Origin of the sequence: Thiocapsa roseopersicina (assembly GCF_900106925.1) — a bacterium.
GTDB lineage: Bacteria > Pseudomonadota > Gammaproteobacteria > Chromatiales > Chromatiaceae > Thiocapsa > Thiocapsa roseopersicina.
On the sequence record NZ_FNNZ01000008.1, the window covers coordinates 185,432 to 206,454 of the forward strand.

General features: G+C 62.7%; 15 protein-coding genes and 2 pseudogenes. 11 read left to right on the forward strand and 6 right to left on the reverse strand.

Annotated features, from left to right (window positions below):
- Nucleotides 1-25 precede the first annotated feature (25 nt).
- From hemH to thrC, 6 genes are all read right to left on the reverse strand, one after another.
- Nucleotides 26-1,126 carry a ferrochelatase gene (gene hemH / locus BLV04_RS10745; RefSeq protein WP_093031262.1) on the reverse strand — a complete coding sequence of 367 codons (1,101 nt, stop codon included), beginning with the start codon at nucleotides 1,124-1,126 and terminating at the stop codon, nucleotides 26-28.
- 162 nt (nucleotides 1,127-1,288) lie between these two features.
- Complete coding sequence (locus BLV04_RS10750; protein ID WP_093031265.1) at nucleotides 1,289-1,840, reverse strand: hemerythrin domain-containing protein; 552 nt, start codon at nucleotides 1,838-1,840, stop codon at nucleotides 1,289-1,291.
- 99 nt (nucleotides 1,841-1,939) lie between these two features.
- Complete coding sequence (locus BLV04_RS10755) at nucleotides 1,940-3,658, reverse strand: potassium channel family protein (protein WP_093031268.1); 1,719 nt, start codon at nucleotides 3,656-3,658, stop codon at nucleotides 1,940-1,942.
- Between the two features lie 191 nt (nucleotides 3,659-3,849).
- Nucleotides 3,850-4,233 carry a DUF6394 family protein gene (locus BLV04_RS10760; protein ID WP_093031271.1) on the reverse strand — a complete coding sequence of 128 codons (384 nt, stop codon included), beginning with the start codon at nucleotides 4,231-4,233 and terminating at the stop codon, nucleotides 3,850-3,852.
- Nucleotides 4,234-4,304: 71 nt separating this feature from the next.
- Nucleotides 4,305-5,876 (reverse strand): hydroxymethylglutaryl-CoA lyase-like TIM-barrel protein, encoded by a 1,572-nt coding sequence (locus BLV04_RS10765; RefSeq protein WP_093031274.1) that lies wholly within the window; start codon nucleotides 5,874-5,876, stop codon nucleotides 4,305-4,307.
- A gap of 38 nt (nucleotides 5,877-5,914) precedes the next feature.
- Nucleotides 5,915-7,303, reverse strand: a complete 1,389-nt coding sequence (thrC, locus tag BLV04_RS10770; RefSeq protein WP_093031415.1) for a threonine synthase — start codon at nucleotides 7,301-7,303, stop codon at nucleotides 5,915-5,917.
- 478 nt (nucleotides 7,304-7,781) lie between these two features.
- Here thrC and BLV04_RS25635 point away from each other — a divergent pair.
- The 11 genes and pseudogenes from BLV04_RS25635 to coaE all read left to right on the forward strand — a co-directional run.
- A pseudogene (locus BLV04_RS25635) lies at nucleotides 7,782-8,036 on the forward strand (DUF4212 domain-containing protein); the annotation flags it as partial.
- A gap of 84 nt (nucleotides 8,037-8,120) precedes the next feature.
- Nucleotides 8,121-8,354, forward strand: a pseudogene (locus BLV04_RS25640) (DUF4212 domain-containing protein); the annotation flags it as partial.
- A gap of 13 nt (nucleotides 8,355-8,367) precedes the next feature.
- The gene (locus BLV04_RS10780; RefSeq protein WP_093031277.1) at nucleotides 8,368-10,173 is read left to right on the forward strand and encodes a sodium:solute symporter family protein; all 1,806 of its coding nucleotides are present in this window, start codon (nucleotides 8,368-8,370) and stop codon (nucleotides 10,171-10,173) included.
- A 181-nt stretch (nucleotides 10,174-10,354) separates the two neighbouring features.
- On the forward strand, nucleotides 10,355-12,220 hold the full coding sequence (locus BLV04_RS10785) for a putative nucleotidyltransferase substrate binding domain-containing protein (RefSeq protein WP_093031280.1): 1,866 nt from the start codon (nucleotides 10,355-10,357) through the stop codon (nucleotides 12,218-12,220).
- A gap of 9 nt (nucleotides 12,221-12,229) precedes the next feature.
- Entirely contained in the window at nucleotides 12,230-12,907 is a 678-nt protein-coding gene (locus BLV04_RS10790; RefSeq protein ID WP_093031284.1) for an exonuclease domain-containing protein, read from the forward strand.
- Nucleotides 12,908-13,057: 150 nt separating this feature from the next.
- Entirely contained in the window at nucleotides 13,058-15,004 is a 1,947-nt protein-coding gene (acs, locus tag BLV04_RS10795) for an acetate--CoA ligase (RefSeq protein WP_093031287.1), read from the forward strand.
- A gap of 155 nt (nucleotides 15,005-15,159) precedes the next feature.
- Entirely contained in the window at nucleotides 15,160-15,993 is an 834-nt protein-coding gene (locus BLV04_RS10800; RefSeq protein ID WP_093031290.1) for an NYN domain-containing protein, read from the forward strand.
- Nucleotides 15,994-16,013: 20 nt separating this feature from the next.
- Nucleotides 16,014-17,729, forward strand: coding sequence for a type IV-A pilus assembly ATPase PilB (gene pilB / locus BLV04_RS10805; protein WP_093031293.1), 1,716 nt, complete (start codon nucleotides 16,014-16,016; stop codon nucleotides 17,727-17,729).
- An 11-nt stretch (nucleotides 17,730-17,740) separates the two neighbouring features.
- A complete protein-coding gene (locus tag BLV04_RS10810) occupies nucleotides 17,741-18,988 on the forward strand; it encodes a type II secretion system F family protein (protein WP_093031296.1) in 1,248 nt (415 codons plus the stop codon).
- Nucleotides 18,989-19,284: 296 nt separating this feature from the next.
- Nucleotides 19,285-20,163 carry a prepilin peptidase gene (locus BLV04_RS10815; RefSeq protein WP_093031299.1) on the forward strand — a complete coding sequence of 293 codons (879 nt, stop codon included), beginning with the start codon at nucleotides 19,285-19,287 and terminating at the stop codon, nucleotides 20,161-20,163.
- Between the two features lie 79 nt (nucleotides 20,164-20,242).
- A complete protein-coding gene (gene coaE, locus BLV04_RS10820; protein WP_093031302.1) occupies nucleotides 20,243-20,860 on the forward strand; it encodes a dephospho-CoA kinase in 618 nt (205 codons plus the stop codon).
- Nucleotides 20,861-21,023 lie beyond the last annotated feature (163 nt).

A 21,023-nucleotide genomic window follows, 5' to 3' on the forward strand; every position in this document is an offset into this window, starting at 1 on the left:
TCCTCGAATCCGGCGTCGGATGGCATCAAGCCGCAGCACCAAGCGCAACCGCTCGCTCGCGCTGAGCAGCCAGTGCGGCGGCGTCGGCCGCTGTGCGGTTGGCCTCAGCCCACCCTGAGCTGTGCCGCTCGATCAGGCCGGCCATCATCTCGATATGATCCGGACGGTCGTTCAGGCAATGGATATAGCTGAACTCCTTGCCGCCGGCGCCGAGGAAATAACCGCGGTTCTCCTCGTCGATCTCCTCGATCGTCTCCAGGCAATCGGCCGAGAATCCGGGCGACAAGACCTGGACCGAGCGCACGCCTTCGGCACCCCATGTCTTGAGCGTCTCGTCCGTATAGGGCTTGAGCCACTCTTTGAAGCCGACGCGGGACTGAAAGGTCAGTGCCCAGCGATCCGAAGGCAGGCCGAGACGATCGGTCACCAAGCGCGCCGTCTTCTGACAGTGGCAGAAATAAGGGTCGCCATTCTCGAAATAATCCTTGGGGATCCCATGGAAAGAAAACAGCAGGCGCTCGGGCTCGCCCTGCTCGGCCCAGTGGCTGCGGATGCTCTCGGCCACCGCGTCGATATAGGCCGGCTCGTCGTGGTACTGGTTGATGAAGCGCAGCTCCGGGAGCCAACGCCAACGCTGGAGCTCGCGCGTGACGGCGTCGAACACCGAGGCGGTAGTCGATCCGGAATACTGCGGATAAAGCGGAAACACCAGGATCCGACGCGCATTGGCTTGGCGCAGCTCGGCCAAGGCCGCAGGGATGGACGGGTTGCCGTAGCGCATCCCCAGCGCGACCTTGACCGGGCCTACAAACCGCTCGGTCAGGCGGGTCTGGACGGCAGCGGCCTGCCGCCGGGCGATGCTCAGGAGCGGCGAGCCGTCCTGTGCCCACACCGCCCGGTACGCCTTGGCGGAGCGGGCCGGGCGCACGCGCAGGATGACGGCGTGCAGGATCGGGAGCCAGAGCGCGCGCGGCAGCTCCACGACGCGCGGGTCGGCCAGGAACTCGGCCAAATAGCGCCGCACGGCCGGCACGGTCGGCGCATCCGGGGTGCCTAGGTTGACGAGGAGGATCCCGAGGCATTCCGGGGTATCGTGGCGAAAATCAGGGGTACTTACGAACGTCATGACTCCGTCTCGGCTTTGGAATGGGTCCGGTCATGGGTCGAGCCGACGGATCTAAGACGCAAACGCGTCCGAGCCTCGCCTCGACCCGATTCCGGTTGAAGAGGTCTATGTCGAGCCGCGGGCCGCAACAGACCGCTCGAGCGTCCTCACCCACCGCGTAGCTCAGTTCCTGGATTCGGCCGAGAGGCGCGCGTAGAGCGCTTGATAACGCAGCGGATCCAGGGTCCCGAACAAGGGGTCTTCCAGGTTCGGCGCCTGCGCGTCGATCTGCGCCCAATCTTCCTCGGACAGACGTTCGAGTGCGATCGGAAATGCCTCCTCGTCCTCCAGCCGCTTGTGGGCACGCAGTGTCCCGATCAGCTCGCGCCCGTGCGCCTCGACGTCTTCACGCAGCAAGACCTCCTCGTGGAGGATGCCGTCGAGCGATTGGCGAAAGCGCTTGCTCAGCTGCCCGAGCACCTTGTGCTGACGCATCAGGACATCGAAGACATCACGTCGCTCGGTGCCTTTGTCCAAGACTCGCTCGAAGATGATGTCCTCGGTCGGGTGATGGACGATGTCGGAGTAGTTGTCCATATACTCGAGCATCTCGGACATCAGCTCGTAATCCGGCTCCGCTCCCTCGTGAAAACGGTTCAGGAGATCTTCGAACAGATCAAGCAGCCTTGCGAGACGGACGTGGTCCTCGGCGAGTCGAGTCATTACCGGGTGCATGGGCCTTTTCCTCGTGACAGCGGTCGACGTGGCCGCAGTATGCCATCATCCTCATCTTAACCAAACGTCGCGCCGAGACGAGGCACCGGCGGACACGGATCAGGTGCCGGAGGCAGCACGCGCGCGACGCCGTGCCAACCAGCGCCAGAATAGTCCGCCGGGAGCGGCGTTCCCGGTCAAGACATATTCGAGCACGTTGAGATTTCGCAGCGTCCACGCCAGGCTGCGGCTCGCATCGGCGCGTCCGCACAGCAGCAAGCGATCGCCGCTGCGCACGCGCACGTCCGCAGCCGGAAGCAGCTCGCGCTCGTCGTCGTCCATCCGCAGCAGGACAATCAGCGGCAGCGCCCGATCGCGGTCGCGTGGATCGCGCGAGAGTTGCTCGACGGTGACGGGCTTGCCGCGCCGGTCCATGGCGCACAAGGCCGGCGCCTCGTTCTCGTCGATCGTGATCTCCCAGACATGCGGAGGGTGCTCGTCGACCAGTGCGACGACCCGACTGACCAACTCGCAGGCCCAGTCGTCCTCGCGATAACGCGCCAGCGTGGTGAGCTCCGCCAGCAGAGGCGTGCCCAGACGCACCCGGATGCGGTCGGCAATGATGCTGCTGGGCATCATCACGACCTGCGCCCCGACACGCTCGAACAAGATCTTGTTGTGGCGATGATTTTGTCGCGCCACGACGAACAGGGACCGGTTCAGCGTCAGGGCGGTCATGATGATCGAGAGGTTGTCCGCATCGCTGTCGGTGCCGGCCACCAGGCCGACGGCGTCGCCGATCCCCGCTTGTTCCAGCGTCACCGCCTCGGTACCGCGCCCGTATACCACGCCTTCCTTGGGGATGCCGGTCTTGTGCGGAACCGCCTCGATCACGCTGAGCTCCAGGCCCTGGTCGCTCAGGTGGCGGTACATCGCCTTGCCGAAACGCCCGAAACCGCAGATCACCCAGCGCCCCTCGGCCGGCGGAAAGATCGGCGCATCGAGTGCTTGGTCCTCGTAGCCGGCCAGCCATTTGCTCAACAGGGTCAGACAGGGGGCTTGAATGGCGATGGCCATGTCGAGGGCGAAGGTGTCGAAAGGGTCGTAGATGTGATCCGTTCCGAACGAGGCCATATTGGCCTCGACCTCATGCGAATCGGCCCGACAGATCACGGTGATCTCGGGATGCAGGAGCTTCGCCGCGATGGCGATCTTGAGATTGGTCTCGTTGACGTTGGTCAGCGCCACCACGCCCTTGCAAAGCGGATGTTGCAGGCCGGCGGCCTCGAGATTGGACGGCTCGCGGGCATCGGCGCACAAGGCCGGGACATATTCGCGCAGGTTGTCGAGCTTGAGCAGATTCACCCGCTCCGGATCGATGTCGATGGCCACCGCGCGTCGGTGTCGATCGGTGAGGCTGCGCACCAAGGCGGTTCCGGTTTGACCATAGCCGCAGACCAGGAAAAAGGGCTCGCGCAGCCGCCGAACCCGGCGGCGAAAACGCGCTTCAGTGATAGCCCGCTGAAAGGTGGTGTCCTGCACCAACGTGATCAGGGTCCCGATCGCGTAGAGCCAGACCGCGACCGTCGCAAAGACGCTGAAGGAGACCCAAATCCGCTGTGCATCCGTAAAGGCGTTCGGCAGCTCGCCGAAACCGATGGTGGTCGACATGTAGCTGACGAAGTAAAAGGCGTGAAAAAAGCCCATCGGGACCGGGTTGCCGGCCGCATCCTGCGCGGGGATCAAAACCATGCCCGCCATCGCCACGGCGTAGGTCCCGATCAGGACCAACAGCGGCGCGCGCATCCGCCGCATGATGAGATAGACGACGTTGTCCATAATTAAACCGCGCCCGGCGCGGTATGCGATGTTTTTGGATGGGATCGGCCCCGGCAGACTTGACGACCGCTGGAGCCGGCGCGGTTTAAGATATTAAAAATATTAAATTTTAAACCGCGTCTCACCGAGATCGAGGACATCTCCAAAGCCAAACGCAAAATGAAAATGACGCATGTCGCTCTGGACGCGGTTTAGCGGCGCAAGGTAAAGGTCTCGATCACCAACAGCACCACCGACACCACGTTGGCGATCATGGCACCGCCGCTCAAAGACACGATGCTGGCCATGACGGCAGGCGTCATGCCTGCCTCGGTCGCGTGAACGGCGATGGTCCACACCAGGGCTGCGCCGGTCAGCTGCAGCATCGCGACCAGGCTGGTCGCCAAGAGCAAGGCACCCATGTGGGTGCGGTCGCCGAACTTCAGCACGGTCGCGACCAGGTTGACCAGAATGACGAAGAACAGCTCCCAAGCATGATGATGCTCCGGGTTGTCCAGCTCGCCGACGAAGAACCCAAAGTTCAGGGTCAGTGCCAGAACGATGAAAAAGCCGAAGACGACCTTCTCGGGATTCACGTCGACCTGCTCCTTGCGCGGTCTCGCGCACGCGTTCGTTTCGAATAAAGCCTGATGACCGACGTACGCCCTTATGCCGCCGAGGATGCCGTCTCGGCAGCGCGCTGTGCGCTCAGGGCGCGGTGCATCATGATATTGAGCATCCGCACGGTCGCCCCGATCGCCGCGAAGACCTGATTGGCATGCACCCCGCGGGTACGCAGCTCGCCCTGATCGGTCGCCCAGGTGATGCTGCATTCGGTGAGTGCGTCGGTGCGCCCGCCCTTGGGGATGCGGACCTCGTAGTCGAGCAGCGTCGGCAAGGTAAGACCACGCTTCTTCACGATCTTGGCGAGCGCATTGTTGAAGGCGTCGAAGCCGCCGTTGCCGCTGCCGGCGGCCATGTGGACCTCGTCGACGATGCGGATCTTGATGCTTGCCGTCGATTCCAGATCCAGGGTCGAGGAGACCGAGCAGGCGAGCAGCTCGGCATGGTTGTAATCTTTGCTCTCCAGGACCTCGGCGATGATGAAAGGCAGGTCTTCGATCGTGATGGTCTTCTTGGAGTCGCCCAGCTCGACGATCCGCCTGAGGACCTTGGCCTGGTTTTCCTCCGAGAGCGTAATGTCCAAACGCTCCAGATTCTTCGCAAGCGATGCCTTGCCGGCGAGCTTGCCCAGCGCATATTTGCGCCGCCGTGCGAAACGCTCGGGGGAAAGGCGGGTGTGGTAGAGGCTGCCTTTGCGATCGCCGTCGGCATGGATGCCCGCGGTCTGCGTGAAGACATCGGCGCCGATGATGGGTGCATTGTCGGCGATTCGCTTGCCCGAGAAGTATTCCACCAGCTCGCTGATGCGGGCCAGATGGGTCTCGTCGATGCCGATCTCCAAGCCGAGCTGATCGCGCAGATTGACGGCCACCTCCGCCAGCGAGGCATTGCCGGCACGCTCGCCGAGACAGTTTACGGTGCAGTGTACGGCGGCTGCACCCGCGCGGGCGGCGGCGAGCACGTTGGCGGTCGCGAGCCCGTAGTCGTTGTGCGGATGGAAATCGAGCTTGATGCCCGGAAAGCGCCCGAGCATGTCCGTGAAGGCGTCGAAGACCCGCTCCGGTGTCATGACGCCGAGCGTATCCGGGAGCATGAAGTGCCCGATCCCGCAATCGGCCAATCGCTCCACCAGCCCGAAGACATAGGCAGGGTTGTCGCGGTAGCCGTTCGACCAGTCTTCCAGATAAAGATTGACGGCCAGGCCGCGGTCACGGGCGATGGAGATCGTGTCCCGAACGTCGGCGGCGTGCTGATCGAGCGTCTTGCCGAGCTGGCCGCGACAGTGCTTCTCGCTGCCCTTGGCGAGCAGGTTGATGACGTGCCCGCCTGCACCGCGGATCCAGTCGACGCTCCGTCCGCCGTCGACGAAACCCAAGACCTCGACGCGGCGCGCCAGATCGCGCTCCTCGGCCCAAGCGATGATTTGCCCGACGGCATCGGCCTCTCCGGAGGAGACGCGTGCGGAGGCGACCTCAATGCGATCCACCCGAACCTGCTCAAGCAACACCTTGGCGATATTGACCTTTTCGTCGGGCGAAAAGGACACCCCCTGGGTTTGCTCGCCATCGCGCAGGGTGGTGTCCATGATATGGACGTAACGGCCGGGCTCGGTCATGGGCGGCATCTCGTCGTGCGGGGCGGGCGTCGTCGGCCTCATCCGCCGTCCTTCAGGGTGGCGCGGATATGCGCCGCGAGCGGCTCGGCGCCGGCATCGAGCTCAAGACAGCGAGTCGGCAGGTCCATCAGGCCTTGCAGCGCCGGGGGCAGCGGGGCATCGCAGCCGATGGCAAGGCGGATCGCCTCGTTGAATTTGGCAGGATGGGCCGTGGCGAGACAGATGACGGCGTCCCCGGATCCCGCCGCCCTGACCCCGACCGCGGTATGCGGACAGAGGATATAGCCGCTGTCGTCGTAGGTCCGGCGAATCTGCTCGAGCGTCTCCGCATCGCTCACCGCGACCGCGTCGAAATCGGACCTGGCGCGGGCATGATGCGCCGCGTCGACCTCGAGCCGGCCGGTCGCCTGCAGCCTCTCGAGCAGATCGCGAACCCGTCCCGCGTCGCCGTCGAAAAGAAAATAGAGATAGCGCTCGAAATTCGATGCGATCTGGATGTCCATGGCGGGGCTGAGGGTCTGATAGACCTCGCCGACCGCATAGACGCCCGTATCGACGAACCGCGTCAGGATGTCGTTGCGATTGGTCGCGATGATCAGGCGATCGATCGGCACACCCATCCGCTTGGCGAGATAACCCGCGAAGACATCTCCGAAGTTGCCGGTCGGTACCGCGAAGCTCACGCGTCGCTCCGGATCGCCCCTGCCCAAGCGCGTCCAGGCGAAGACGTAATAGACCATTTGGGCAAGGATCCGCGCCCAGTTGATCGAGTTGACCGCGCCCAAGCTGAATTCGGACTTGAACGGCAGGTCGTTGAAGAGCTCTTTGACGATGCGTTGGGCGTCGTCGAAGCTGCCGCGTACCGCGATGTTGTGGACGTTCGTATCCAGCACACTCGTCATCTGTCGTTCCTGGATCGGCGAGATCCGGCCCTTGGGATGGAGCATGAAGATGCTGATCCGCGCCTTGCCGCGGACGCCGTAGATGGCCGCGGAGCCGGTATCGCCGGAGGTGGCGCCGCAGATGTTGAGCTCCCCGCCGTCGCGAGCCAGGAGATACTCGAAGAGATTGCCGAGAAATTGAAGCGCAATGTCCTTGAAAGCGGCGGTCGGACCATGGAAGAGCTCGAGGATCTTCAGATCGCCGACCTCGACGATCGGCGTCACCTCGGGGTGCGTGAAGGTGGCGTAGGAGCGCTCGATCAACTTGCGCAGGTCGTCCCGCGGGATCTCGTCCCCGATGAAGGGCGTCATGACCTCGAGGGCCAGATCCTGGAAGCCTAGACCGGACCAGGCTCGCAGGGTCGACGCATCGACGCGCGGCATATCCCTTGGGACCAAAAGTCCACCGTCGGTCGCCAGCCCCATCAAGACGGCCTCGGCAAAGCCGACCGAGGCAATCCCGCCGCGCGTGCTTGAATACTGCATATCGATCGAACCCACCGCTGAATGTTGTGACCTTATCGCGTTGCAGGGTAAGAAACACCGCGGCCGTTGGCAACCGAGATTCCGTCCGAGCTCGGGAATGCGTGACGAGGATGTTGCCGAAGATCGTACTTTACCGATACATTCGCCACGTCGGAGGACCGCACCGTCGTTGACAGCATGACGTTGCGGGCCAGACAATGCCGGCGCCTCGCCTGGAGATTCCAACGAGGCAACAATGGAAAACTGCCGGGCCACGCCGCGGGGCGAGACCGGCTTCGCAACTCGATTGAGATCATGGGTTCGGGTTGCGCGACCGACTGATCGCTCGGCATCATGCGCGCTGCGAGCAGTCGACAACAATAAGATCGACAGAGGGGGCACAGGTTACGGCCGACGAGCCAGCCGTATGAAGGGTTCCGTCATCGCCCCGTCACCCCGACCCAAAACACTCATCCGACACTACGGAGTGACACAACCTATGACACCTGGCAAACGAGCGGAATACTGGAGCGCGAATCTGCGTCTCCTGGCGATTCTGCTGACGATCTGGTTCGTTGTCTCCTTTGGCTTCGGCATCCTGTTGGTCGAGCCATTGAATACCATCATGCTTGGCGGTTACCCGCTCGGTTTCTGGTTCGCACAACAGGGATCCATCTACATCTTCGTCGTGTTGATCTTCTTCTATGCAGTGTCGATGAATAAGCTCGACAATAAGTTCGATGTCGGCGAGGATTCGGGAAGCGGTACGCCCTATCAGTCCGGCAGCCAGCTTGCGCACGCGGAGCATGCGCACGCACAACCGAGCAAGGCCGCACAGTATTGGAGCGAGAATTTGCGTCTCCTCGCCATCCTGCTGACCATATGGTTCGTGGTCTCCTTCGGCTTCGGCATCCTGCTGGTCGAGCCCTTGAATGCCGTCATGCTCGGCGGCTACCCGCTCGGTTTCTGGTTCGCACAACAGGGATCCATCTACATCTTCGTGGCGTTGATCTTCTTTTACGCCATCTCGATGAATAAGCTCGACAAAAAATACGACTTCGGCGAGGAATAAGGGGCGCAACGCTATGACATCACTTGAGCTTTGGACTTACAGCATCGTCGGCGCGACCTTCGCGCTCTATATCGGGATCGCGGTTTGGGCCCGCGCGAAGACCACCGGAGACTTCTACGTTGCGGGCGGCGGCGTTCACCCGGTTGCCAACGGCATGGCAACCGCCGCGGACTGGATGTCCGCCGCATCGTTCATCTCCATGGCCGGCATGATCGCCTTCGGCGGTTACGGCGGATCGGTCTTTCTGATGGGCTGGACAGGCGGCTACGTGCTGCTGGCTCTGCTCCTGGCTCCGTACCTGCGCAAGTTCGGCAAGTTCACGGTGCCGGAATTCATCGGCGACCGTTATTACTCGCAGACCGCGCGCGTCGTTGCCGTCATCTGCTTGATCCTGGCATCTGTGACCTATGTCATCGGTCAGATGACGGGTATCGGTGTGGCCTTCTCGCGGTTCCTGGGCGTGACCTACGAGATGGGCATCCTGGTCGGAATGGGCATCGTCGCCATCTACGCCATCACCGGCGGCATGAAGGGCATCACCTACACCCAGATCGCGCAGTATGTCGTGCTGATCTTCGCCTACACGGTTCCCGCGATCTTCATCTCCATGAACCTCACCGGCAATCCGCTCCCGCAGCTCGGCCTCGGCAGCGAATATGCGCGCGACGGCGTGGCCAGCGGCATTTCATTGCTCACCAAGCTCGACCAAGTCGTGACCGACCTCGGGTTCAAGGAGTACACCACGCAGGTCATGGGCAGCTCGCTCAACATGTTCGTCTATACCCTGTCGCTGATGATCGGTACGGCCGGACTCCCGCATGTCATCATCCGCTTCTTCACGGTCCCGAAGGTGCGTGACGCTCGCTTCTCGGCCGGCTGGGCACTGGTCTTCATCGCGATCCTCTACACCACGGCACCGGCTGTCGGCGCCATGGCTCGCCTGAACCTGATGGATACCATCCAGATCGGTCCGGTTGGTACCGAGACGGGCAACCTGGTCTACGACGAGCGTCCCGAGTGGTTCAAGCGTTGGGAAACCACCGGTCTGCTCAAGTGGGAAGACAAAAACGGCGACGGTCGTATCCAATACTACGACGACAAGAACGAGGCGTTCGCCGCGAAAGCCGAAGGGTTTGGCTGGAAGGGCAACGAGATGGTCACGGTCAACAACGACATCATGGTGCTGGCCAACCCCGAGATCGCCAATCTGCCGGCCTGGGTCATCGCCTTGGTCGTCGCCGGCGGTCTCGCGGCGGCGCTCTCGACGGCGGCGGGTTTGCTGCTGGCGATCTCTTCCTCGATCTCGCACGACCTGCTGAAGGGCGTCTTCATGCCGAAGATCTCGGAGAAACGCGAGCTCATGGCGGGGCGTCTGTCGATGATCGGCGCCATCATCCTGGCTGGCTATCTGGGACTCAATCCACCGGGATTCGCCGCGGGTACGGTCGCACTCGCGTTCGGTCTCGCGGCCTCGTCGATCTTCCCGGCGCTGATGCTGGGTATCTTCGCAAAACGGATGAACTCGCTGGGCGCGGTCGCCGGTATGATCGGGGGCTTGAGCATCACACTGCTGTATGTGTTCCAGCACAAGGGCATCTTCTTCGTGAAGGGCACCGAGTTCCTGATGCCCGAGCTGGGCATGGGTGCGAACTGGTTCTTCGGGATCACGCCCGAAGCCTTCGGTGCCGTCGGCGCGCTGTTCAACTTCATCGTCGCCTTCGTAGTCTTCAAGTTCGCGGCGCCGCCTCCAGAGCACATCCAGCACCTCGTCGAGGATGTGCGCATCCCGCGCGGCTCGGGAGTTGCGACCGGCCACTGATCGAGGACCGAGGTGCAGGCACTCGAAGCGTGATCACCGCCTGCACCTGATCGAATGCCCCGAGGCGATGACCTCGGGGCAACCTCGAGAAGTTTTCAGCCCCGCTTCGGCGGGGTTTTTCATTGAGACTGGGCCTGCCGAGCCCGGCCAAGCCGCCGAGACAGACCGAGGGTGCCGCGCCATGAACATCGAGCTGATCGAGATCCGAGACTTCCTGGCCAGTCACCCGCCGTTCTCTCAACTGCCGCAGGACACGCTCGAACGCCTTCCCCAGCGCCTTTCGGTGCGCTATTTTCGCCGCGGCTCACCCTTCCCGCCGGAAAACGCCGACCCGCTCTGCGTCTATCTCCTGCGCCGCGGCGCGGTGGAGCTGCGTGACGCCAACGGCGAGCTGGTCGGCAAGCTGGCCGAGGGTGATTTGTGCGACATGCCCTGTCGGCCTACGCCGGAAGGTGGTCGATTTTTCGGCAACACCTCGGAAGATACCCTCGTCTACGCCCTACCCTGCGCCGAGTTGGCGGATCTGCGCGAGCAGCACGCTGAATTCGCGGAGCATTTCGACCAATCCATCTCCAGTCGGCTGCGCAAGGCGCTGGACATCATGGTGGACGCGCCGGCCGCCGGCACCGGCCTGATGACGGTGCAGATCGGCAATATGATCAACCGCACGCCGATCGTCGCGAGCCCGGAGACGAGCATTCGCGAGGCCGCGCAGGTGATGTCCGAGCACCGCGTCTCCTCGCTTCTGATTATGGAAGGTGATCGGCTCGCCGGAATGATCACCGACCGCGACCTGCGTAGCCGCTGCGTCGCCGTCGGTCTGTCGACCGACCGCCCGGTCAGCGAGATCATGACCGAGAAGCTGCAGACCGCACAGGTCGACACGCTGGGTTTCCAGGCCCTGATCACCATGACACGCCTGAATGTGCATCATCTGCCGGTGCTGGACGGTCAGCGTGTGGCAGGACTGATCTCGACAACGGATCTCACGCGCTTTCAAAGCGCCAACGCCGTGTATCTGGTCGGCGACATCCATCGCGCGACCTCGATCGAGACGCTGGTGCAGATCAGCGCCAAGATCCCCGAGCTTCAGGTTCACCTCGTCAACGGGGGAGCGACCGCAAACCACGTCGGTCAGGCCATCAGCGCCATCACCGACGCCATTACGCAGCGTCTGCTGATTCTGGCGGAGGCGGACCTCGGCAACCCGCCTGTCCCCTACGCCTGGATCGTCGGGGGCTCGCAGGCACGCCGCGAGCAGTCCTCGCACTCCGACCAAGACAATGCCCTCCTGATCGCGGACCACGCCAAACCGGACGACGACGCCTACTTCGCGGCACTCGCCAAGATCGTGAACGACGGCCTCGACGCCTGCGGTTTCGTCTACTGCCCGGGCGATGTCATGGCCTCGAATCCGAAATGGCGCCAACCCCTTAGAATCTGGCATAAATATTTCACGAATTGGATCCTCAAGCCCGAGCCCAACTCCCTGATGCTCGCAAACGTCTTTTTCGACCTGCGTGCTGTGCATGATCCGGACAATCTCTTCCCCGAGCTGCAGGAGCGTGTCCTCGAGCGCTCCAAGGCGAATCGAATCTTCGTCGCCTACATGGTCGCAAACGCGCTCAAATACCGGCCCCCGTTGGGGTTTTTCCGCAACATCGTGCTGATCCAGGGCGGCGACCACGACCACACCTTCGATATCAAGCACAAGGGCATCGTGCCGATCGTCGACCTGGCCCGTATCTACGCGCTCTCGGGCGGACTACCCGAGACCAATACCATCGAGCGCCTGAGCTCCGCCGCGGAGCACGGGACCTTGAGCAAAGACGGAGCTGCGAACCTGACCGATGCCATCGAGCTGGTCGGAACACTGCGGATGCGCCATCAGGCCAATCAGCTCGCGCACGGGAGGAAGGCGGATAACTTTTTGTCGCCGGACGAGCTGTCTCCGCTCGAGCGCGGGCATCTCAAGGACGCCTTTCTCCTCATCAACACGATGCAGGAGTCCCTCGGACAGCGCTATCAAGCCGGGCGCTTCGCGTAGGCCCCGACCATGTCGCGACTGCTCGATTGGCGCCGCCGCTGGCAACTGCACCGGACCCCGCCGGGGCCCTTACGCTCCTACCTGGAACATCCGTTTGCGCCGCCGAAAACGGACTATCGGGAGGTGGACTATCTGGCCATCGATCTGGAAACAACCGGATTGGACCTCGCCAACGATCTTATCCTGAGCGTTGGATATGTCTGGGTCAAAGGCACCTCCATCGACCTGTCGAGCGCCCGCCATCGGGTGGTGCGGATCGATCGCTCCATCCCCGAGGCGACGGCGATCATCCACCAGATCACGGACGACGAGTCCGCCGAAGGCAGCGAGCTTGCCGACGTCCTCGAAGAGCTTCTCGATGTCCTGGCGGGTAAGGTGATGATTGCCCATCACGCACGCATCGAGCGCGGCTTCTTGAGCAACGCATGCAAGCGGCTTTGGAAGCAGGGACTCCTGATGCCTGTCGTGGATACCCAAACATTGGCCTATCGAACCTTCGAGCGACGCCAGACCCCGTTCAAGGCATCCGATCTGCGCCTGCATGCGCTCGGCGATCGTTATAACCTGCCCCGTTACAGCGCACACAATGCGCTGAGCGATGCCCTGGCTTCGGCCGAGCTGTTCCTCGCCCAGGCCGCCTATCGAGACAACGGCGACGGACTCCCGCTGCGGGATTTCCTGTGCTGAGACCTTAGGCCCCCGAGTAGCCCCCGGTATATCCCGGCTGGCTGCGCCCTATTGGAGCGTTTACTATTAGTCGTTCGCGTCCGCCGGCACCCAAGAAAGCACGCGTTGCGCCGGCACAGCTCACTCCACCACCTCGAGGAGACAACAACCATGTCGGAAGAGAAGGTCTACCAGGTTCCTGCTGACATCGCCGCCAAGGCCCATGTCAACGCCGAGCAGTACGCCGCCATGTATCAGCGGTCCATCGACGACCCGCAGGGGTTCTGGGCCGAGCAGGCCGAGACATTCCTGACTTGGTCCAAGCCGTGGGATTCGGTCATGGACTACAGCTTCCAGGCCGACGACCTGCACATCAAGTGGTTCCAAGGCGGCAAGCTCAATGTCTCCTACAACTGCCTGGACCGCCATCTGGCCACCCGCGGCGATCAGGTCGCCATCATCTGGGAAGGCGACAATCCCGAGGAAGACCGCAAGATCACCTATCGCGAGCTGCACGCCGAGGTCTGCAAACTGGCGAACGTGTTCAAATCACGCGGCGTCAAAAAGGGCGATCGGGTCTGCATCTATCTGCCGATGATCGCCGAAGCGGCCGTCGCCATGCTGGCCTGTACCCGCATCGGCGCGGTGCATTCCATCGTCTTCGGCGGCTTCTCGCCCGACTCGCTGCGCGACCGCGTGCTCGACTCCGAGTGCAAGCTGGTCATCACCTCCGACGAGAGCGTGCGCGGCGGACGTCATATCCCGCTCAAGAAAAACGCCGACACGGCGATGCTCGAATGCCCGAACGTCGAGACCGTGGTCGTGGTGCGGCGCACCGGCGGCAAGGTCGAGTGGACCGAGGGCCGCGACATCTGGTACGACGAGGCCATCGCCGCAGCGTCCGCCGAGTGCGCGCCCGAGGAGATGGACGCGGAAGACCCGCTCTTCATCCTCTATACCTCCGGCTCCACCGGCAAGCCCAAGGGTGTGCAGCACACCACCGGCGGCTATCTGGTCTATGCGGCCATGACTCACAAGTACACCTTCGACTATCAGGAAGGCGAGGTCTACTGGTGTACCGCCGACGTCGGCTGGGTCACGGGTCACACCTATATCGTCTATGGGCCGCTGGCCAACGGCGCCACCTCGCTGATGTTCGAGGGCATCCCGAACTACCCGGATATGTCGCGTTTCTGGGAGGTCATCGACAAACACAATGTCGCCATCTTCTACACCGCGCCCACCGCCATCCGCTCGCTGATGCGCGCCGGCGAGGAGCCGGTCAAGAAGACCTCGCGCAAATCGCTGCGCATCCTCGGCTCGGTCGGCGAGCCCATCAACCCGGAAGCCTGGGAGTGGTACTACCGCATCGTCGGCGACGAGCGCTGCCCGATCGTCGACACTTGGTGGCAGACCGAGACCGGCGGTCATCTCATCACCCCGCTGCCCGGCGCAACGGCGCTCAAACCAGGCTCGGCCACGCGCCCATTCTTCGGTGTGGTCCCGGCGCTGGTCGACCCGGCTGAAGGCACCCTGATCGAAGGCCCCGGCGAGGGCGCGCTGGTGCTGTCGCGTCCTTGGCCGGCGATGATGCGTACCCTGTATGGCGATCACGCGCGCTTTGCCGACACCTATTTCCGGCAGTATCCGGGGTATTACTTCACGGGTGACGGCGCGCGGCGCGACGCGGACGGCTATTACTGGATCACCGGGCGCATCGACGACGTGCTGAACGTCTCTGGCCATCGTCTCGGTACCGCCGAGATCGAATCGGCGCTGGTGCTGCATCCGCATGTCGCCGAGGCCGCCGTGGTCGGCTACCCACACGACCTCAAGGGCCAGGGCATCTATGCCTATGTCACCCCGATGTCCGGCATCGAGCCAACCGACGAGCTGAAAAAGGAGCTGGTGGCCATGGTCCGCGGCGAGATCGGCCCGATCGCCATCGTCGACATCATCCAGTGGGCACCCAGCCTGCCCAAGACCCGTTCGGGCAAGATCATGCGCCGGATTCTGCGCAAGATCGCCGCCAACGAGATCGATTCGCTCGGCGACACCTCGACCTTGGCCGATCCGACGGTGGTGAATGACCTGATCGAGAATCGCCTCAACAAGTAGAGGAACGCGGCCGATCGCCTGCGTCGCGAGGCAGGGGCGATCGCCCAAACGAAACGGTTCGCGGAACCGAACCGCACGACCCGCGGCCATCGCTCTCGACACCTGCGGGACCGATGGCTGCGAGGCCGTGCACATAATGTAAAAGCGCGGTCAATATGAGCTCGAGTTTCAGAGTCGGCGTCTTCGTAGATGCCGAGAATGTCCGCTACAACGGCGGTTTTCAGATGCGCTACGACGTGCTGCGACGCTTCGCGGCACGTGAAGGCGGCATCCTGCAACGCTTGAACACCTACATGGCCTTCGACGCCGAGCGGGCTCGCGAGGACATGGAATACAAGAAAAAGGCGCAGACCTACCAGCAGATGGTGCGGGACTTCGGCTGGAAGATCACCGTGAAACTGGTCCGGCGTTATACTGACGAAAGCGGCAACGTCACCACCAAGGCCAACGCCGATCTCGACATGGCGGTCGATGCCATGCTTCAGGCCAACAAACTCGATCAAGTCCTGCTGGTGACGGGCGACGGCGATTTTCTTCAAGTCGTCGAAGCGTTGCAAAATACCGGCTGCCGGGTCGAGCTGATGGGCTTCAAGAACGTCTCGCGCCAACTTCAGCAACAGGTCGACGCCTACTATTCCGGATTCCTGATCCCCGATCTGCTGCCGATCTCCTACGAGCCGCGCAACGAGTGGGGCAAGCCCGGATCCTGCGTGCGCGGGGTCTGCACCAAGTGGTTTGCGGACAAGGGTTATGGTTTTTTGAGGATCATGGACCGCATCTCGCCCTCGCTGTGGGTGACGGATCCACGGGAAGCGGATTCGCCTTACATCAGCGTCTTTTGCCATGTCAACGAGTTGGCCGACGATGTCACCGAGGACATGTTGATGAGCCGTGAGACGGTGCTCGAGTTCTATCTCAACGAGAGCGAGCAGAAGGACAACGGCCTGGTCGCGAGCAATGTCCGACTCGCATTTTCAGTCAACCGCTGACGCGCGACGACAGACAAGCCATGGCGACGGACCAATCAGCCAAGAACAAGCTCTCGGGACTCGCCTTGCGCCTGGTGCGCGACAACCTGATCTCCGAGCGTGACGCGATCGCCGCTTACGACGACGCGACCCGCCGCCGGCAAGCCTTCGTCTCGTATCTCGTCGAGCAGAAGCTGCTCGACAGTCGGCGTATCGCCGTGGCAGCCTCGCACGAGTTCGGGGTGCCGCTGCTCGATCTGCATGCACTGGATTTGCTGAACCTTCCGGTGAACCTGGTCGATGAGCGACTGGTTCGCAAGCACCGGGCGCTGCCGATCTTCCGTCGCGGCAACCGCCTCTTCCTGGCCCTGTCCGATCCGACCAACGATCAGGCGCTCGAAGAGATCCGATTCAACACCGGGCTGGCGACCGACGCGGTGCTGGTTGAAGAGGACAAGCTCAAGGCCGCGATCGAGACCGCGATCGAGGCCCAGGACACGACCATGACCGAGCTCATGGACGCGGACCTGGAGAAGCTCGAGATCACCCCGGACGACGAGGATCTGCGCGAAGACGCCGACATCAACATCGACGACGCGCCGATCGTTCGGTACGTGAACAAGGTGCTGGTGGATGCCATCTCGGCGGGCGCCTCGGACATCCACTTCGAGCCCTACGAGAAGTTCTTTCGCGTGCGCTTCAGACAAGACGGCATGTTGCGCGAGGTGGCGAGTCCACCCATGAATATCGCCGGGCGTCTGGTCGCACGGCTCAAGGTGATGTCCCGGATGAACATCGCCGAGCGTCGTGTCCCTCAGGACGGACGCATCAAGCTCAAGGTCAGTCGGACGCGCGACATCGATTTCCGCGTCAATACCTTGCCGACCCTTTACGGCGAGAAGGTTGTCCTGCGGATCCTCGATTCCGCGTCGGCTCAGGTCGGCATCGAGGCACTGGGCTTCGAGCTCGATCAGCGTACCGCATTCCTGGAGGCCATCCACAAGCCGTACGGCATGATCCTGGTCACCGGCCCGACCGGATCCGGAAAAACGGTATCCCTCTACACCGCGCTCAACCTCTTGAATCAGCCAGACATCAATATCTCGACGGTCGAAGATCCGGTCGAGATCCAGGTTCCGGGGATCAATCAGGTCAGCATGAATCCCAAGACGGGGCTGACCTTCGCCGCAGCGCTCCGTGCGTTCCTGCGTCAGGACCCGGACATCGTCATGGTCGGCGAGATTCGCGATCTGGAGACCGCGGAGATCGCGGTCAAGGCCGCGCAGACCGGACATCTGGTGCTCTCCACACTCCATACCAACGACGCCCCGCAGTCGCTGACGCGTCTCGCCAACATGGGCGTTGCGCCCTTCAATATCGCTTCGTCGGTTCTGCTCATCATGGCCCAACGTCTTGCGCGGCGCCTCTGTCCGCACTGCAAGGCGCCCGAGGACCTTCCGCGCGAGGTACTGCGCCAGGAGGGCTTCAGCGAGGCGGATATCGAGGAGGGGATCGTCGTCTTCGGACCCGTCGGATGCGATCGCTGCACCAAGGGCTACCGCGGGCGTGTCGGCATCTTCCAAGTGATGCCGGTGTCGGAGTCGATCCGGCGGCTGATTCTCGAGGGGGGCAACTCGATGCAGCTCGCCGAGCAGGCCCATCGCGAAGGGGTGGCGGACCTGCGGGAATCCGGTCTGCGCAAGGTCAAAGAGGGGATGACGAGCCTCGAGGAGCTCAACCGAGTCACTAAGGAGTGACGAGAACGCTCATGGCAACCGCACTTAAAGCAAAGCCGAAACCCAAATCGCAGGCCGAGAAGGCTTACGTCTTCACCTGGGAAGGACGCGACAGGCGCGGGGCCAAGGTGACGGGCGAGACCCGCGCGGCCAGCATGACGATGGTGCGGGCCGATCTACGACGGCAAGGCGTGAGCCCGACCAAGGTCAAGAAAAAGCCCCAACCGCTCTTCAGCCGCAAGAAGAAGATCACCAGCACGGATCTGGCCATCTTCAGCCGGCAGCTCGCGACCATGATGTCCGCCGGCGTTCCATTGGTGCAGGCGTTCGATATCGTCGGACGCGGCCACGAAAACCCGGCGATGCAGGACTTGATCCTGGGGATCAAGCAAGACATCGAGAGCGGTACCGCCATGGCGCTGGCGATGGGCAAATATCCGCTGTATTTCGACGACCTGGTCTGCAACCTGGTCGCTGCCGGCGAGCAGGCCGGCGTGCTGGACGTCCTGCTCGACAAGATCGCGACCTACAAGGAAAAGACCGAGTCGATCAAGGGCAAGATCAAGAAGGCCATGTTCTACCCGGTGGCGGTCATCGCGGTGGCCATCATCGTGAGCGCGGTTCTGCTCATCTTCGTCATCCCGCAGTTCAAGGATCTGTTCGCGAGCTTCGGCGCGGACCTGCCCGCCTTTACCCTCATGGTGATCGGCCTGTCCGATGCACTTCAGAAATGGTGGTGGGCGATCCTCCTCGGACTCGGCGCGGTCGGCTATGTCATCGGCAATACCTTCAAGCGCTCGCGCGCGTTCCGCGAGGCGATCGATCGAACGGCGCTGAAGATCCCGATCATTGGGCCGATCCTCAACAAGGCCGCGCTCGCGCGCTTCGCCAGGACGCTTTCGACCATGTTCGCCGCCGGCGTGCCGCTGGTCGAGGCTCTGGACTCGGTCTCGGGTGCAACCGGCAACATCGTCTACCAGAACGCGGTCTTGAAGATGCGCGAAGAGGTGGCCACCGGGCAATCGCTGCAACTCTCGATGCGCCAGCAGGACCTGTTCCCGCATATGGTCATTCAAATGACATCCATAGGGGAGGAGTCGGGGTCGCTCGACGACATGCTCGCGAAGGTCGCCGACTTCTACGAGGAACAGGTCGACAACGCGGTCGACAGTCTCAGCAGCCTGCTCGAGCCACTGATCATGGTCGTTATCGGCGGCCTGGTCGGGAGCCTGATCATCGCCATGTACCTGCCGATCTTCAAACTGGCCTCGGTCGTTTAAACCGCGCCCGGTGCTGTATGGGTCATGCGTTGGAGTGGTTCGGCCGGGCCAGCTCCGACGACTGTCGGAGTTGGCGCGGTTTAAAGTATTAAGAAATATTAACTTTAAACCGCGTCTCACCGAGACCGAAGACATCTCCGAAGCCAAACGCTACATGAGAATGACGCATCTCGCTCTGGACGCGGTTTAGTTCGCATCGGACCTTGCCCATGCCGTTCCGGCCCGGTCGCCGTCGCGGATACGGCTCGGAAAGCTGCTTTCACTGATCACCGACTCGACGGCCAAGGGGGCCCTGAATGGATTGGATTGACGTTTTCGAGCAAACCCCGCTGCTGCTCTATGCGGTCTCGATCCTCGTCGGACTGATCGTCGGCAGCTTTCTCAATGTCGTCATCCTGCGGCTCCCTCGAATGCTCGAAGACGACTGGGCGCGTGACTGCGCCGAGCTCTCCGGCACGGCGAACCCAACCGAGCCACCGGACCAAGAACGGCTCTCGCTGGCCCATCCGCCCTCCACCTGCGGGCACTGCGGTCATCGAATTCGCGCGCACGAGAACATCCCGGTCTTGAGCTATCTTCTCCTGCGCGGTCGATGCTCGGCCTGCGGCGCGGGGATCGGTCTACGCTATCCATTGGTGGAGATCTTCACGGCGCTGCTCACACTGATCGTCGTCCTGCAATTGGGTCTCGGCTGGCAGACCGGCCCCGCCCTCCTGCTCACCTGGGCACTGATCGCACTTGCCGTGATCGACTTCGACACCCAGCTTCTACCCGACAGCATCACACTGCCGCTGCTCTGGCTCGGCTTGGTCCTGAGCCTCTTTACAGTCTTCACCGACAGTCACTCGGCGATCATCGGCGCCGTCGCTGGCTACCTCAGCCTCTGGTCCGTCTTCCATCTTTTTCGACTGACCACCGGTAAGGAAGGCATGGGCTACGGCGACTTCAAGCTGCTGGCACTCTTCGGCGCCTGGCTAGGCTGGCAGTCCCTGCCGCAGATCATCCTTTTGTCCGCGCTGACCGGGGCTGTGCTTGGGCTCGCACTGATCCTGAGCGGCCGCCATGCGCGGGGCGCCCCCATGCCGTTCGGTCCCTTTCTCGCGGCAGCGGGCTGGATCAGCCTGATCTGGGGAGAGCAGATCAACCAGACCTACTTACAGATGGTGGGACTCTAGACCGCGTCCGGCACACTCGGTTTAGATGGGTTTCCTTTTGAACGCGTCCGCGAGGCGGCGCACGGATTCGGACCACGAGATGCTTCTAATCGGCTTGACCGGCGGTATCGGCAGCGGCAAGTCGACCGTTGCGGACGCATTGGCCGCTCGCGGCGCGGGCGTGATCGACACCGATGTCATCGCGCGTGAATTGACCGAGCCCGAGCAGCCGGCGCTCGCCGAGATCGCCGCAACCTTCGGCGCCGACCTCATCGGGCCGGACGGGCGGCTCGACCGCGATGCCTTGCGCATGCAGGTCTTCTCCGACCCGGACGCACGCACCCGGCTGGAGGGCATCCTGCATCCAAGGATCAAAGACCGGATGCTCGAGCGACTTGCGGCGCTCGACGCGCCCTACGCCGTCTTGGTCATCCCGCTTCTCTTCGAGACCAACCAACACACGCTCGTCGATCGCGTCCTCGTCGTCGATATCCCGGAGGGAGCACAACGCGAGCGGGTGCGTCGGCGCAGCGGTCTGACACTCGGCGAAATCGACCGCATTGTCGCCAGCCAGATCAGCCGTGAAGAACGTCTTGCCCTAGCAGACGACATCCTGGACAACAGCGGCGACCTCCCTGCCCTCTTGGCGCAGGCCGAACGCATCCATCTCAAGTACATCGATCTCGCCGAAGACGGGAAGGACCGCGAGGTTCGTTAGATCCCGCCGGCACTGTGGCGATCTTCAGCCCTTTCGTAACCGAGTCGTCACACAGGTCTTGACAGTCCTCTCGAGTCGTATAGAATGCGCGGCTCGCTGAGGGGAAACCGCGGCGGGGGTGGTCCTGGAGGGGCTGCCGGAGGCAGGGAGAGGTGGTGTTGAG